Genomic DNA, 14,915 nt, shown 5'->3' on the forward strand with positions numbered 1-14,915 from the left:
GAGGACGGCATCGGCCCCGCGCTCGTGGACGCCCTGGTCGACGCGGCGATCGACACCGGCCTGTCCGCACGCGAGGCCCGGGCGACGATCGCGTCGGCGGCACGGATGACGGGACACCGGCCCTGAACGGGGCCGGGTGGCCCCGCCCCCGAAGGGACCGGCCAGGACGGCAACCTCCGACGAGCGGGGCCGGGACACCGCCCGCGAACACCGAAAGACCCCCATGCAACACCACCTCAAGGTGCCGGCCATGGCGCTCGCCCGCCTCGTCCTGGCCTCCGGCCGCTCGGTGGACCTCGCCGACCTGCGGTTCTCGTCCACGTACGGCGACCTGCCGGCGGGCTACCCCTGCAAACCGGTCAACGACCTTCGCATCCGTGGTCTGCTGCACGCCGCCGAGCGGGACCGCCCCGGCACACCCGTCCACCTCGTGCCACCGCCGCGCGAGTACCCCGACCAGTACGCGGGCGGCCTCGGACCCGTCGAGGTCCTGCCCGCCGTGGCCTGTCTCGGCCTGTTCCACTCCACGGCCCTCGACCCGGTCCACGACCCGGTGCTGTACCGCTCGCGGCTGGCGGTGCTCTGGTTCCAGTCCACGCCTCGGCTGCCGTACGGCTGCGAAGCGGAGCCCGGGCTGCGGGACCTCGACTGGGCGGGACTGGCCCGGGACGCGCGGGTGCTTGCGTAGGGTCGGGCGATGAGCGTTTCCCGAACGGAACTGCTGCGCTGGCAGTTCGAGTTGACCTGGTCGCTGTTCGAGTACCACCTGGAACGGCTGGAGCCGGAGGACTTCCTCTGGGAGCCCGCCCCGCTCTGCTGGACGATGCGCGAAGGGCCCGACGGCACCTGGGTACCGGACTGGGCGGAGACCGAACCCGACCCGGTGCCCGTGCCCACCCTCGCCTGGGTGAGCTGGCACATCGGCTGGTGGTGGAGCGTCACCCTGGACCATGCGCAGGGGCGTCCGCCCCGTGACCGCACGGACGTCATATGGCCCGGCGAGGGCGAGCCGACCGTCCAGTGGCTGCGCGGCCTGCGCACCGAGTGGCTGTCGGTCCTGGACGGCCTCACCGACACCGACCTGGACGCCACGGCGCCGTTCCCCTGGCCGGACGACCCCCAGTACACCGTCGCGCACATGGCGGGCTGGGTGAACGCCGAGCTGATGAAGAACGCCGGCGAGATCGGCCAACTGCGGCTGCTGCGGGCCGCGTCGGCCCCTCAGCCCGGCGTGCGGCGGTAGACCGTCGACCGGCGTGCCCGGAAACCGAGCCGCTCGTAGAGGCGGTTCGCGGCGGCGCGGTCGGGCCGGGAGGTGAGGTCGACCGTGCGGGCCCCGGCCCGCCGCGCGATCCCCAGCGCCTCCTCGATGAGCAGCCCCGCGACACCCCGGCCGCGCGCCGCGTCGTCGACGACCACGTCCTCGACCCTGCCTCGCAGCCCGGACGGCAGGGGCAGCAGGGGCGGCAGGGGCGGCAGGCGCCGGCTTCACCTTCGCGGCGGCGACCACCTCGGTCCTGGCCGGCCATCCCCGGATCCTGATGCGCCTCGACCTGCGATGAGAAAAACCCGACCGCTGGCGACGGGGGATGCACCAGCGGTCGGGCTATGGCCAAGGGTAACAAGCGCTTGCGCGGGCTACGCCGCCACTCCGTCAGTATGGGCGATGTTGTGACTCGTCTCACTCAACTGGCTTTCCAGAGCGCCCTGTTGTGCGAGCCGGTTCCGTCAGCCGTCGCACGGCGGGTCGTACGAGAGCCGGGACAGGTACTCGCGCCAGGTGTCCCGCGTCAGAACGCCCCGGGTCATCGAGCAGATGCGCGCCACCGCCCGGTCGACGTCCAGGTCCCAGAGCCGGATCGTGTCGGTGCCGCTCGACACCCCGAGGAGGCGGCTGTTCGGGCTGAACGCCAGGAAGCCGCCGCTCTTGGCGTCGGGGCTCATCGACTGGCCGATCGCGGTGGCCCTGGCGGGATCGGAGACGTTCCAGAGCCGGACGGTGCCGTCGTTGCCGCCGCTCGCCAGGGTGCGGCCGTCCCGGTTGAACGTCAGTGACACCACCGCTTCCGTGTGGCCCTTGAGGCTCGCGATACCGGAGGTCTTCGCGGGGTTCGTGATGTCCCAGAGGCGGACCGAGTTGTCGTCGCCGCCGCTGGCCAGCGTGTGGCCGTCGGGGCTGTAGGCGAGGGCGTTGACCGCGCCGAGGTGGCCCTTGAGGGGGGCGCCGAGCAGGACGGCACGGCCGGGGTCGGCCAGGTTCCACAGGCGGACGGTGCCGTCCGCGCTGCCGCTGGCCAGCGTGCGGCCGTCCTGGCTGAAGACGAGTGAGTTGACGTATCCCTTGTGACCGCTGAGAGGATCGCCGAGCCGGCGGGGACGGGACGGGTCGGCCACGTTCCACAGCTGGATGGTGCGGTCGTCGTAGGTGGTAGCCAGGACCTTCCCGTCCGGGCTGAAGGCCACCGCGTCGGCGAACCGGAAGCGCAGGGCGACGGGCGACCCGTACCGCACGGGGTGCTTCGGATCGTCGAGGTTCCACAGCTGCACGGCCCGGCCGCCGGTCACCACCGCGAGGGTGCGGCCGTCCGCGGAGAACGCCAGGGACCGCACGTCCCCCTTCCCCGGCCGGAACGGCTCGCCCATCGGCACGGGCCGGCCGGACCTGCGCACGTCCCACAGCCGGACCCGTTCGTCACGCGCCGCCGTCGCCAGCACCCGCCCGTCCGGCCGGAAGACACCTATCCGGCCGGTCATGTCCGACGTCGGCAGCGACCACAGGCGAACCGTGTTGTCGCCCGCGCCGGTGGCGAGGGTGCGCCCGTCCGGGCTGAAGCCCAGCGCGAACATCTCGCCGCTGCTTCCGGCCAGGGGTCCGCCGACCTGCGACGCGTGCTCCGGGTCACCGACCTTCCACAGGCTCGCGGTGCTGTCCGCGCTGGCGGCGGCGAGTCTGCTCCCGTCGGGGCTGAAGGCCACGGACCACACCGCGCCGGTGTGACCGGTCAGGGGTGCCCCGACCGGTGCCGGATGACGTGGGTCGGCCGTGTTCCAGAGCCGGATGGTGTTGTCGGCGCTGCCGCTGGCGAGCGTGCGGCCGTCCGGGCTGAGGGCTGAAGACCGCGCTGCTCACCCAACTGGTGTGGCCGGTGAGCGGCTTGCCCAGGGGCTTCGGACGCTGCGGATCGGCCACGTTCCACAGGCGTACGGTCCGGTCGTAGCTGGCGGTGGCCAGCGTCCGGCCGTCCGGGCTGAACGTCGTGAGGTAGACGGCGCCCGTGTGCCCGACCAGCGGTGTGGCCAGCGGGGCGTTCACGATGGAGATCAGGCGGCTGTTCGCGCCCTCGTCGTCCGACCGGAGCCGGTGCGCCACCAGGTCGAGCTGCGCGGACAGCGACGGGTCCGTGGACCGGACGCGATCGGCCTGGGCGAGCACCTGTTGAAAGACGGCCTCGTCGCGCTGCTTCCAGGCGACCACGGCCGACCCGACGGCCAGGATCGCCAGGGCGACCAGCGCCGCCACCGCTCCCCGGCTGATCCAGATGATGCGCCTGCGCAGCCTGACCGACGCGGCCAGGAACTCCACCGCGCTGCGGGTCAGGAACGTGTCCCCGGCCGACTTCGCCCACCCGTGGGCCTGTTCCAGCCGGGAGCCCCGGTAGAGCAGGGACGTGTCGCGGTCCGACTCCTCCCAGGCCCTGCCGTCCTCCTCCAGGCGCTGGCGCAGCAGGTTGCCCTGCCTGTCCTCGTCGATCCAGTCGCGCAGGCGCGGCCAGGCGTGCAGCAGCGCCTCGTGGGTGATCTCCACGGTCTCCGCGTCGAGCGTCACAAGACGGGCGCGGACCAGCGCCTCCAGGGACTCCTCGGTCTTCCCCGGGTCGGTGGCCTCCGCCGCCAGCTGGCGCCGGGTGCCGCGTCTGCGGGTGGCCTGGGTGTCCTCGCCCAGCCGGACCAGCCGGAGCAGGAGCAGCCGGGCCGCCGTGCGCGCCGCCGGATCGAGGCCGGACCAGGCCCGTTCTGCGGTCGCCGCGACGGCGCCCTGGATGCCGCCGGCCGCGCGGTAGCCGGCGAGCGTCAGCCGGCCGGCCTTCCTGCGCTGCCAGGTGGCGAGCAGGGCGTGCGAGAGCAGCGGCAGCACGCCCGCGTTCTGCGCTCCGCGCGGGCCGTCCGCGCTGACCTCCCGGACGATCAGCTCCGCCAGGCCCGGCTCCAGCTCCAGACCCACGGCCTTGGCCGGGCCGGTGACGGCCTCGCGCAGCTCCGCGCTGGTCAGCGGCCCGAGCACCATGTGTTTGTGCTGGAGCGCGTCGGCGAGTTCGGGGTACCTCAGGCACTGCTCGTAGAAGTCGGCGCGGATGCCGAGCACCACGACCGCCGGAGCCGGGTCGCCGGGTCCGGCCGGCGAGCACACGGCGTGCAGCACCTCGACGAAGGCACGCCGCTCCGCCTCGACCGGGCAGAGGGTGAACATCTCCTCGAACTGATCCACGATGACCACCGGCCGCCCACCATGGCCCACCTCCCGCCCCGCCCAGACGGAAACAGCGGCGCGGGCGGCTTCTGGGGTGGGGGTGGGGGCTGGGGCGGAGCCCGACGCTGGGGTGGCGGAGCCGTATGCCCGGGCGGGGGCGGAACCGGACTCGGGGGTGACGGAGCCGAACACCCGGGCGGAGGCGGAACCGGACTCGGGGGTGACGGAGCCGAACACCCGGGCGGAGGCGGAACCGGACTCGGGGGTGGAAGCAGCACCGGATTCCGGGGCGGGTGCAGCGCCCAAGTCCCGGGCGGGGGCCGCGCCGGACTCGTCGGCGGAGGCCCCACCGAAACCCCGGGCGGAAGCCGCGCCTGGCTCCGGGGAGGAGGCAGGGCCGGGCCCCGGGTCGGAGGCAGCACCAGACCGCGGGTCGGAGGCAGCACCAGACCGCGGGTCGGAAGCAGCACCAGACCGCGGGTCGGAAGCAGCATCGGATTCCCGGCCGGGAGCAGCATCCAAATCCCGGGCGGAAGCCGCGCCTGGCTCCGGGGAGGAGGCAGGGCCGGGCCCCGGGAAGGAGGCCGCGCGCGGCCCTGGGGAGGAGGCACCACCGAAGCCCCGGCCCGCACCGCCGGGCTCTTGGGCGGAAGCAGCGCCGAAACCCCGGCCGGAGGCAGCACCGGAGCCCGGGGCGGGAGCAGCCGGTGGGTCGGCTGCTGTGGGGGCGGAGTCGGGTGTGTCCGGGTCCGGTGTGCCGGCAGGCCGCTCGCCCGCCCCTTGCGTCCCCGGTCGCGCCGCGACGGAGGCGTCCAAGCGCGCCGCCCGTGGTCCCGACATGGCCGAGCCGTCGGCTCTCCCCGCCCCTCTTCCGGCCATGGCCGAGACGACGGGCCCGAGTTCGGGTATGCACCGGGCCAGCTCCGCCAGCGGATCGCCGCCCGGTACGAACTGCACGACCTTCCTCGCAGGGCCGTTCCCGGCACCGTCGCCGCCCAGTGCCCCGTCCCGCAGCGCGGGCACCAGCCCGGCGTTCAGCAGCGAGGACTTCCCCGCCCCCGACGCGCCCACGAGCATGACCAGGCCACCCGTGTCCGCCACGGCCCGGAGCTGGGCCACGAGCGCGTCCGTGCTCCGCTCCCGGCCGAAGAACCAGTTGGCGTCCTCCCGACGGTAGGAGGCCAGCCCCCGGTACGGGCACACCCCACCGGGCGCCGACGGAGCGTCACCCGCGGGCCCCTCCTCCGCGGGTGAGGCCGCGCCACGCTCGCCGACCGGGTCGGCCACCGCGCTCTCCCACAGCCGCTGCCACTGCGCGAGGTCGTACAGCCCCGAGGACACCGGAGTGGGCCGCGCGCGGCGCGCTTCGGGTATCAGCACGTGCAGCACCGCCGCGAGGGCGGTGAACTGAGCGGGCACGTTCCGGGCCCGTCGCCAGTCGCTGATGCGCTGGGCGGACACCCGCACGGGACGCCCGCGTTCGTCGATCCGCTGCAGCCGTACGACAGATTCGGACACCCGTTTGAGTGGAGGGTTGCCGGCTTCCTTGTACAGCAGTGCGAGGCGTTCCGCGAAGGCGGTGCGTGCCCCCGAGTCGGAGCCCAAGGTCTCCACTCCCTAACTTCCCCCGCCTGGACGTCCGGACCGGAAAACTCACTCTATACGCCTGACCTGCGGCGATGGCGTCCGACCGGAACCGGAAACTCCTCGTCGGGTGCCGTAACTGGCAGGATCCCAACCCAGCAGCGCATCCATCCGGTCGGCCTCCATCGGAGGCGGACGACGGTAGCTCCACCGTTCGGTACCGGTCCCCACGAGGGGAGGGACCGGTGCCGGACGACGTGGTGATCCTCCCCTGCGGACCGCGTCTTACAACCCTAGATAACTGACGACCCGTCAGCTATGGTCGGTCCGCCGTGCCCCGGCCCGGCCCGCCTTACCGCTCCGGAGCGACGTACAGACAACAGACGTACAGGGGTGAGCGCAGTGGAGAATCGTCCCGAGAGCCCGCGACCGCAGGGCACCCTACGCTGGGTGGCGATGGTCCACCGCCCGGCCGACGGTTCCTGGCGGACGGCAGCGGAATCGCCCCACCGTTCGCCCGTGCTGTACGCCCTCGGCGAGATGGCCCACACCCTGCGCGCGCGTGGGGAGGACGTGACCTTCGCCCTGTGGGGCCCGAGGGACGGCGAGTGGCACCTCCACGACACCCCGCAGCGGCAGGCCACTTCACCTCGGCCGGGCACGGACCCCGCCCCCACGGGCGAACCGACCTCCCTGACCGAGCGCATGACGGGCCGTCGCCACCAGGTCCTGATGGCCGGACTGACCAAGGCGGGCCTCTACGACCTCTCCCCCGAGGACGAGACGACCGTGCAGACCCTTGTGCAACAGCTCGACGAGTCCACCGTCCGCCACGTCGCCCGCTGGCTCGCCACGGCCGGCTCCCGCTGAACGACCTGTTTCGGCGCTCGGGCTCACCGAGCCCTGTCCTAGGGTGTCGCCCATGTCCACGCCGAGCCTGCTCGCGGTCTTCGCCCACCCCGACGACGAGTCCCTGTCGGCCGGCGGCGTACTCGCCCGGCACGCGGCCGCGGGCGCGCGTACGGCCGTCGTCACGGCGACCTGGTCGCAGGACACCCCGCGGGCCGCGGAGCTGGCCGAAGCACTCCACATCCTCGGCGCCGGCAAGCCACGCCTCCTCGGCTACGCCGACTCCCGCCTCCCGGCCTCGGCCCCCGGCAGACCGCGCTTCCTGGACGTCCCTCTGGACGAGGCGGTACGGGAACTGGTCGGGCACATCAGGGAGGTCCGCCCGGAGATCGTCGTCACGCACGACGCCTACGGCGGCCTGACGGGCCACGAGGACCATGTGCACACCCACCGCGTGACCCTGCTCGCGGTCCACGCGGCCGGGCTCGAACGCAGCTACCCGGACACCGGCGAGCCCTGGCAGCCGAGCGCCCTGTATCTGGCCACGCACCCGCACTCCGCCGTCCGGGCCTGGGGCGGGCAACTGGCCCGCAGGGGCAAGGCCGCGCACACGGTCCCGGACGAGAGCGTCACCGCCACGGTCGACGTCACGCCCTGGCTGGAGCAGAAGGTCGCGGCGGTCCTGGCCCACCGGACGGAGGTCCGGCGAGGAGCCGCTCCCGGGCTGATCGCCGCACTCACCGTCTCCGAGCGGGAGCGGCTGCTCGGCACGGAGTGGTACATCCGCCACGACCCGGTCACCAGGGCACCGGCGCAGGCGGAGCTGCTCTCGTAGTCGGTCTCATAGTCAGGCCTCATGGTCGGCCTCATGCTCGGCCTCACAGTCCGGCCGGAGAGTCCCACCGCAGCCGCGCCAAGGCCCTGGCCCTCGCCTCCACCACAGCCATCCGCGCATCTCGCTCGACCCGGTCCACATGGGCCGCCTGGCCGGTCACCTGGCCCTCCCACTTCCGGTACAGCAGGCCCACCTCCCCCGAGAACCACCCACGGCTGACCGCGTTCAGCGCGAGCAGCAGCCCCGTGTCCTCCGAGGCGGGCAGCGCCATCCACCCGCCGAGGGCGAGGAGCAGCTCCCGCCGCACGAACAGGGACGCCGGATGGACCTGGGCGAGGAAACCGTTCGCCTTCCAGTGGTCGAGCACGGCCCCGCGCTCGATCGGCCCCTGGTCGGGGTCCCCCGGGAAACCGGCCGTCGACCCGTCGGGCAGGAGGTCCAGCACGCGCGACGTCGCCCACCCGAGGCCACGGTCGCCTTCCAGCACCGCCAGATCCCGCGCGAGAGCACCGGGCGCCAACTGGTCATCGGCGTCCAGGACCTTCACGTACGCACCCTCGGCGTGCGCCAGCGCGATGGTCCGGGCCACCCCGGGCCCACCGGCCCTGCCCTGCCGGAACGTCACCCGCCCGTCATCCGGCACGTACGGCCGTACGTCCTCGCTCTGCCCGTCCTCCTGGATCACCCACTGCCACTCCCAGCCCTCGGGCAGCGACTGCTCTCGCAGGGACGAGTAGGCCTCCGGCAGAAACCGGGCCGACGGACCGTGCACAGCGGTGACGACGATGATGCGCCCCGCCCTCGAAACGTTTGTGACCTGCGCAGATGCCGAAATCACCGAACGATCATAGCCCTGCGGAAACCCACAGCGCCGCCCGGCCGCACCACCGACGCCAGAGCACGACACCCCTGACCAATGCCTCAAATAAGGATATTAGGAACATAAAGTGCTGACGCGAGGCGGCTCCAGCCCTGCACCCCACAACACTCAACGTCGGGAGGAAGTGGATGGCCAACAACTATCCGGAATCGAACGTGGTGAAGCTGGCAGGCCCAGGCGTGCCCGGGATGGAGGGTGACGCGCCGCTCTACCACTACGACGTTCCGCCGGAGGACCTGACGACACTGCTCGCCAACCCGGTCAAGTACCTGGAGCAACGCGGAATGGGGCGCGAGCAGGGCATCGCTCCCGACGGAAGGATGGACATCGTCTTCACCTCTCCCGATCGCGTCTGGGACGGCTCCCAGTGGATCGAGGACGAAGGCGGGATCGAGCCGAGGCACTGTTGCTGCTACGTCACCGACAGCAAGTCGGTGTGCACGCCCCACCACCACAAGCAGTAGACGCGGGACACATCACCCGCATCCGGAAGGGGGGCCACTCCACCGAGCGGAACCCCTTCCGACCCGCCTGCATGGCGGTGTTGTCACTCAGCGCGGCGCGGGCGGTCGACGCCCGACGCCTCAGAGGCCAAGCAGCCCGCCGAGCAACTCAGAGCCGAAGTAGCCGTTGCCGTACCCACCAGGTGCGCTCCGTGTACGCGCCGTGGGGGCCCGCACAGCTGCGGTGCCTGTGCCCCATCCGTGCCCGACAGGCCGGGGCCTCGCGGGGAATCGCGGTCGCCGGCGGGTACCAAGCATGACGAAGGCCCCCGACCGATGTTGCTGGTCAGGGGCCGTTCTCACTGCTCACCACGCGGAGGCGGTGGGATTTGAACCCACGGTGACATCGCTGCCACGACGGTTTTCAAGACCGTTCCCTTCGGCCGCTCGGGCACGCCTCCCCGCGCCTGCCGTGATCGGCGGCGCGGGGACAAGGGTAACGGGTCGGTGCGGGCGGGTGGGGGTCAGTTGTCGCCGACGCGGGAGCCCAGGGTGACGTCGACCGTGTGCTGCTTGCCGCCGCGCTCGTAGGTGATCGTGACCTTGTCGCCGGGCTTGTGCGTCCAGATCTCGCCGATCAGGGTCGGCCCGGAGTCGATCACCCGGTCGTCCAGCTTGGTGATGACGTCGCCGGGCTTGAGGCCCGCCTTGGCCGCCGGGCCGCCGGGCTCGACCGGTGCCGCGCCGCCCGCGCCCTGGTCGGTGATCTGCGCGCCCTTCGAGCTGTCGTCGAGGGAGACGGAGGCGCCGATCTTCGCGTACACCGGCTTGCCGGTCTCGATCAGCTCCTGGGCGACGTACTTGGCCTGGTTGATCGGGATGGCGAAGCCCAGGCCGATCGAGCCGGACTGGCCGGTGCCGAAGCCGCCGTTGCCGGTGGACTGGATCGCGGAGTTGATGCCGATGACATTGCCCTGCGCGTCCAGCAGCGGGCCGCCGGAGTTGCCCGGGTTGATCGAGGCGTCGGTCTGCAGGGCGCTCATGTACGAGGCCTGGCTGCCGCTGCCGTCGCTGGAGGCCACCGGGCGGTTCTTGGCACTGATGATGCCTGTCGTCACCGTGTCGGACAGGCCGAACGGGGCGCCGATCGCGATGGTCGAGTCGCCGACGGCCACCTTGTCCGAGTTGCCGAGGGTGAGGGGCTTCAGGTCGCCGGGGGCGTTCTTGAGTTTGACGACCGCCACGTCGTAGCCCTGCGCGTGACCGACGACCTCGGCGTCGTACTTCTTGCCGTTCGGGAAGGTCGCCGTGAGCTTGCCGCCGTCCACCGCTTCCGCCACCACGTGGTTGTTGGTGACGATGTGGCCCTGCTTGTCGAAGACGAAGCCCGTGCCCGTGCCGCCCTCGCCGCTGGTGCTCTCGGCCTCGATCGTGACCGTGCTCGGCAGGGCCTTGGCGACCACGCCCGCGACGGTGCCCGCGTCGCGCTTGACGTCGCCGCCGCTGGTGGAGGCGGAGACCGTGGTCGAGCCGGTGCTCTCGTCGTTGTTCTTCGCCAGCGTGTAGCCGAGGCCGCCGCCCAGGCCGCCCGCGACCAGTGCGGCGATCAGGATGGCCGCGGCCAGCCCCCGGCGCCCGCGCTTGGGCGCCGGCTGCTGGTACGAGGAGCCCCAGGCGCCCGGGCCCGCACCGGAACCGTCACCGCCGCCGCCGTACGACGGGCCGCCCGGCGGCGGGGGCGGGGGCCAGGACGGGTCGGGAGCGGAGGAGGAGACGCCGGGATGCGCGGCGTCACCGGGCGCGCCCTGCCCGTCCGTGGGCTGCCCGTGCGCGGACTGCCCCTGGGGCGCCTGAGCAGCGGGAGCGTCCACCGGCACGGGGGGTGCGGACGGGGCGGGGGGTACCGCGGTGCCCTCGTTCTCGGTGCTCACAGCTTCTCTCCTCGATCCACGGCTGTTTCCTGGGTCGCACTCGGTCACGCTTTTCACGCTGGTCGACGGTTCCGGCGCGATACAGCTGTGCTTGTCCCTTTGTATGCCGACACCTTTTGTATGCCGTCAGCTTTTCCCACGGGCCGTCAGAGCACCATAAGCGGTGGCTGTGCGTCCGGGGCCATTCTTTATATAGGTCATTACCGGCTAAAAGGATGCAATCCCAATGCCTCCGTCCGGACCTGTGCATCCGTCGAGTCCGTCCGACCGGACGCGTACCCGCGCTCGGTGGCACCATGACGCGGTGACCCACGCACGGCAGCATGTCATTCAAGTCGTCGCCCACCGGGGCGCCTCCGAGGACGCCCCGGAGCACACCCTGGCCGCGTACACCAAGGCGATCGAGGACGGCGCGGACGCCCTCGAGTGCGATGTGCGCCTCACCGCCGACGGCCACCTGGTGTGCGTGCACGACCGCCGGATCAACCGTACGTCCAACGGCCGCGGCGCGGTCTCGGCCCTGGAGCTCGCCGATCTCGCCGCCCTGGACTTCGGCTCCTGGAAGACGCGTGAGGCCTGGAAGGGGCGCGACGAGGAACCCGACTGGGAGCACCGTCCGGAGGACCGTGAGGCCACCTCCGTCCTCACCCTGGAGCGGCTGCTCGGACTCGTCTCCGACGCCGGGCGCCGGGTGGAACTGGCCGTCGAGACCAAGCACCCCACGCGCTGGGCGGGACAGGTCGAGGACCGGCTGCTGGCGCTGCTGAAGCGGTTCGGCCTGGACGCCCCGCCCTCCGCCGGGGAGTCCAGGGTGCGGGTCATGAGCTTCTCGGCCCGCTCGCTGCACCGCGTGCGTGCCGCCTCGCCGACGCTGCCGACGGTCTATCTGACGCAGTTCGTCTCACCCCGGCTGCGCGACGGCCGGCTGCCCCCGGGCGTGGGAATCGCGGGCCCCTCCATCCGGATCGTGCGCAACCACCCCGCCTACATCGAGCGCCTGAAGCGGGCCGGTCACCAGGTGCACGTGTGGACCGTGAACGAGCCCGAGGACGTGGACCTCTGCGTCGGCCTGGGCGTCGACGCCATCATCACCAACCGCCCGCGCGCGGTGCTGGACCAGCTCGGCCGCTGAGGGTCCCGACCACATGCGCCCCACCACATAAGTCTCATCAGACCCACGCACACCCCTTGACCTCACGCCGCCCCTACCGGGATCCTCGCGTCCCGGCCACATCGATGAATTTCAGCCACACGATCACAGGGAGTGCTCCGGCGCGTTCGGTCCGTATGCGGTCGTGGTGAATGCGTCACCGGACGTGGATTGGCCGGTTTCCGGTACAGGCCAATGGGGCATCCACACCGTGGCGTGGGGCGAAGGAGGTCTCGGGGGTGGCGTTGGTGGTGGCACAGGAGGTGCCCACGTCGTCGAGCATGGCCGTACCCCATGGCCCTGAGGGCGTGGGCGAAGCGAGACACCGTATGCGGACGCAGTTGCGCAGCGGTGGTGTCGCGGAATCGGTCATCGACGACGCCGTTCTGATTCTTTCCGAACTCTTGAGCAACGCATGCAAACACGGCAGGCCCCTGGGTGACGCCCTCTCCGGCGACGGGGACGTGCGCGCCGCATGGTGTGTGGACCCGTCCGGCCGGCTCGTGGTCGAGGTCACGGACGGCGGTGGCCCGACCCGCCCCGCCCCGGCGACCCCGTCGGTCACGGCGCACGGCGGCCGTGGGCTGAACATCATCACCGCGCTGGCCGACGACTGGGGTGTCCGGGACGACATCCGCGGCGAGGTCACGGTGTGGGTCGTCGTCCACGACGACGTGCACGATCCGGACGCCGGTCACCGCCGCGACGACTTCGCGGCACGGATCACCGCCCCGGCGGTCTCCCGGATACCCGGGCTGGACTTCGCGGACGCCTTCGACGACATGGACTGAGCGCCGTACGCCGCGACGGACCGAGTGTTGTCCACAGGTTCCCGTCGCCCGAGGTCTGAACGGCTAGGCTCGCGACCGTACGAGACGAGCCGTAACCGGGAGACCCATCGATGGCCAAGAAGCGACCCCAGACAAAGGCCAAGCGCCCGCAGATCACGGACGGAGAGATCCCGGTTGTCGGCGCTCGCGAGCCCTGCCCCTGCGGCAGCGGACGCCGCTACAAGGCCTGTCACGGGCGGGCCGCAGCGCACGCCGCGACCGAGCTCGTGCACCGCCCCTTCGAGGGCCTGCCCGGCGAGTGCGACTGGGTGGCGCTGCGCGAACTGGTCCCGGCGGCCACGGTCGGGCTGACCCTCAAGGGCGGCCTCCCCGAAGGCGTCCCGGCGGTCACACTGGCCACGGTGCTGCCGATGGCCTGGCCCGCCCTGCGCCGCGACGACGGCTCGGTCCTGCTCGGCCTGCAGAACGACACGTCCTCTGGCGACATCAGCCGCGACCTCGCCGACACCCTCCAGCGCGCCCTGGAAGCGGAACCCGGCACCCCCGTCCAGGGCCGTCGCGCCCCGGCCGACGGTCCGCGGCTCCAGGATCTGCTCGACCCGGAGGGCGCCTTCGAGCCAGAAGTGCACAGCGGCTTCGAGTTCTGGGTCCCGGACCCGGAGAACGCCACGCCGGACGTGACCGCCTCCCTGGAGCGGGCCAACGCCGCGGCCATCCCGACCGTGAAGCTCCAGGGCGTGGACGCCGCCTACTGGTGCGAGACGCCGGAGAAGAACCATCTGCGGTGGGTCATGCCGCACGCGGAGGAGCAGCTTCTGGACGCCCTCGCGCGCCTGCACGCCGCGGGCCGGTCCAGCCTCGGCGAGGGCACCCGGCTGGTGGGCTCCTTCCGCGCTCACGGGCTCACCGTGCCGGTCTGGGACCTGCCGAGCGGGGTCACGGCCGAGGACGTGGAGAAGCCGGCGGCGGAGTTCGCCGAGCGCCTCGCCGCGGCCCTGGCGACGGACGCGCCGCTCACGGTGGACGAACGCCGCGCACGGGGCGGCCTCACCAACCGGCAGGTCACGCTCAACTGACCACAGGGCACGGGGTCCGGCCGCCGGTCGGCCGGACCCTCACCCCGGGACAGGGTGAGGGTCCCCACAACTCCCAGCCGGGACAAGCCAGTCAGTGACTGGAAAGGGCGAGATCGAATTTGCGAACAGCCGATCTCTTGTTACCGTTCCTGTAGCCCGGTTGCTGGTGCATCCCCCGTCGCCAGCAACCGGGTCTTTTCATGCGCGCATCCGTTCACGGAACGGCAGCCGCTCTTCAACTACCCGCTTGCACAGGCGAGTTGCTTCCCGAGCGCAGCAGCAGCGGTCCTTCACCCGCCCGCCGGGCGAACTCCGCGACCGCCGTGCGGTCCGCCAGGTCGCCCCGCGCGGGCTCCCGGGGCGTCTCGCAGGTCCGCGGCTCGTCCTCCGCCCCCACGGCGCACGTCATCCGCACGGTCCGGGCTCCGGGACCCATGAGGCTCAGTACGGCGTCCAGCGCCCGGCCGGTCGCGTTGCGGTAGTAGGTCCGCGCCCAGGTGTCCGCGCCCTGCGTCACGACACAGGTCTGCGCCTCGATGCCGTCGGGGGAGGAGAGTTCGGGACCGCAGCGCACCGCGGTCGCCAGGCCCTGGCCGAGCGTGGGGAGGCCGGTGACGGCGGACGGCGCCTTGCCGTCGGCGGGCGACGGGGAGGGCCGGGAGGGACGTACCTCCCGTACGGAACCGGACACGGGGCCGCCGCCTGCCACGACCTCGGCGGCCGGCCTCTCGGAGCGCACCCGGCTCCCTGAGTCCACGGACCCGGACGCCACCGCCAGCGGCAGTGCGATGGCGCACACCGCCACGGTGCCCACGAGGGCGAACAGACGGACCTTTCGAGGGTCCCGGGAACGGCCCCGGGCATGACGCGGCATGGCCCCGGAACATAACGCGCCGGGGCGGAAGCCG

At 72.4% G+C, this 14,915-nt stretch carries 11 protein-coding genes, 1 tRNA gene and 4 pseudogenes; 10 read left to right on the forward strand and 6 right to left on the reverse strand.

The features are described from left to right. The 3 genes and pseudogenes from SSQG_RS42780 to SSQG_RS18885 all read left to right on the forward strand — a co-directional run. A pseudogene (locus tag SSQG_RS42780) lies at positions 1-126 on the forward strand (bifunctional DNA primase/polymerase); the annotation flags it as partial. 97 nt (positions 127-223) lie between these two features. Next, the gene (locus tag SSQG_RS18880; RefSeq protein WP_003991401.1) at positions 224-688 is read left to right on the forward strand and encodes a hypothetical protein; all 465 of its coding nucleotides are present in this window, start codon (positions 224-226) and stop codon (positions 686-688) included. Between the two features lie 9 nt (positions 689-697). Then, on the forward strand, positions 698-1,243 hold the full coding sequence (locus SSQG_RS18885) for a DinB family protein (RefSeq protein WP_003991402.1): 546 nt from the start codon (positions 698-700) through the stop codon (positions 1,241-1,243). On the opposite strand, the pseudogene SSQG_RS18890 reads toward SSQG_RS18885, so the two are convergent. Continuing rightward, positions 1,222-1,461, reverse strand: a pseudogene (locus SSQG_RS18890) (GNAT family N-acetyltransferase); the annotation flags it as partial. The gene SSQG_RS18885 and the pseudogene SSQG_RS18890 overlap by 22 nt on opposite strands. Before the next feature lie 20 nt (positions 1,462-1,481). Between SSQG_RS18890 and SSQG_RS42785 the strand changes: the two are divergent. Continuing rightward, positions 1,482-1,562 (forward strand): annotated as a pseudogene (locus SSQG_RS42785) (GNAT family N-acetyltransferase); the annotation flags it as partial. A 166-nt stretch (positions 1,563-1,728) separates the two neighbouring features. Here SSQG_RS42785 and SSQG_RS44030 read toward each other — a convergent pair. Beyond that, a pseudogene (locus tag SSQG_RS44030) lies at positions 1,729-6,082 on the reverse strand (hypothetical protein). A 426-nt stretch (positions 6,083-6,508) separates the two neighbouring features. Here SSQG_RS44030 and SSQG_RS40970 point away from each other — a divergent pair. Beyond that, complete coding sequence (locus tag SSQG_RS40970; protein WP_244299503.1) at positions 6,509-6,922, forward strand: hypothetical protein; 414 nt, start codon at positions 6,509-6,511, stop codon at positions 6,920-6,922. 52 nt (positions 6,923-6,974) lie between these two features. Next, positions 6,975-7,736: a PIG-L deacetylase family protein gene (locus SSQG_RS18910; RefSeq protein ID WP_039933098.1), complete on the forward strand. Its 762-nt coding sequence runs from the start codon at positions 6,975-6,977 to the stop codon at positions 7,734-7,736. 43 nt (positions 7,737-7,779) lie between these two features. On the opposite strand, the gene SSQG_RS18915 is transcribed toward SSQG_RS18910, so the two are convergent. Continuing rightward, positions 7,780-8,574 (reverse strand): glycosyltransferase family 2 protein, encoded by a 795-nt coding sequence (locus SSQG_RS18915; protein WP_003991408.1) that lies wholly within the window; start codon positions 8,572-8,574, stop codon positions 7,780-7,782. 170 nt (positions 8,575-8,744) lie between these two features. Between SSQG_RS18915 and SSQG_RS18920 the strand changes: the two genes are divergently transcribed. Next, positions 8,745-9,080, forward strand: a complete 336-nt coding sequence (locus SSQG_RS18920) for a hypothetical protein (protein WP_003991409.1) — start codon at positions 8,745-8,747, stop codon at positions 9,078-9,080. A gap of 353 nt (positions 9,081-9,433) precedes the next feature. On the opposite strand, the gene SSQG_RS18925 is transcribed toward SSQG_RS18920, so the two are convergent. Next, positions 9,434-9,520, reverse strand: a tRNA-Ser gene (locus SSQG_RS18925). A 63-nt stretch (positions 9,521-9,583) separates the two neighbouring features. Further along, a complete protein-coding gene (locus tag SSQG_RS18930) occupies positions 9,584-10,990 on the reverse strand; it encodes a S1C family serine protease (RefSeq protein WP_039933100.1) in 1,407 nt (468 codons plus the stop codon). A 304-nt stretch (positions 10,991-11,294) separates the two neighbouring features. Between SSQG_RS18930 and SSQG_RS18935 the strand changes: the two genes are divergently transcribed. The 3 genes from SSQG_RS18935 (at position 11,295) to SSQG_RS18945 (ending at position 14,007) form a co-directional block, all read left to right on the forward strand. Continuing rightward, positions 11,295-12,122 carry a glycerophosphodiester phosphodiesterase gene (locus SSQG_RS18935; RefSeq protein ID WP_003991411.1) on the forward strand — a complete coding sequence of 276 codons (828 nt, stop codon included), beginning with the start codon at positions 11,295-11,297 and terminating at the stop codon, positions 12,120-12,122. 170 nt (positions 12,123-12,292) lie between these two features. Continuing rightward, entirely contained in the window at positions 12,293-12,931 is a 639-nt protein-coding gene (locus SSQG_RS18940) for an ATP-binding protein (RefSeq protein WP_003991412.1), read from the forward strand. Positions 12,932-13,041: 110 nt separating this feature from the next. Continuing rightward, positions 13,042-14,007, forward strand: a complete 966-nt coding sequence (locus tag SSQG_RS18945; protein WP_003991413.1) for a DUF5926 family protein — start codon at positions 13,042-13,044, stop codon at positions 14,005-14,007. Between the two features lie 235 nt (positions 14,008-14,242). On the opposite strand, the gene SSQG_RS18950 is transcribed toward SSQG_RS18945, so the two are convergent. Then, positions 14,243-14,881: a hypothetical protein gene (locus SSQG_RS18950; RefSeq protein WP_003991414.1), complete on the reverse strand. Its 639-nt coding sequence runs from the start codon at positions 14,879-14,881 to the stop codon at positions 14,243-14,245. Between the last annotated feature and the right edge of the window lie 34 nt (positions 14,882-14,915).

The sequence above is a fragment of the Streptomyces viridochromogenes DSM 40736 genome, assembly GCF_000158955.1.
Classification (GTDB): domain Bacteria; phylum Actinomycetota; class Actinomycetes; order Streptomycetales; family Streptomycetaceae; genus Streptomyces; species Streptomyces venetus.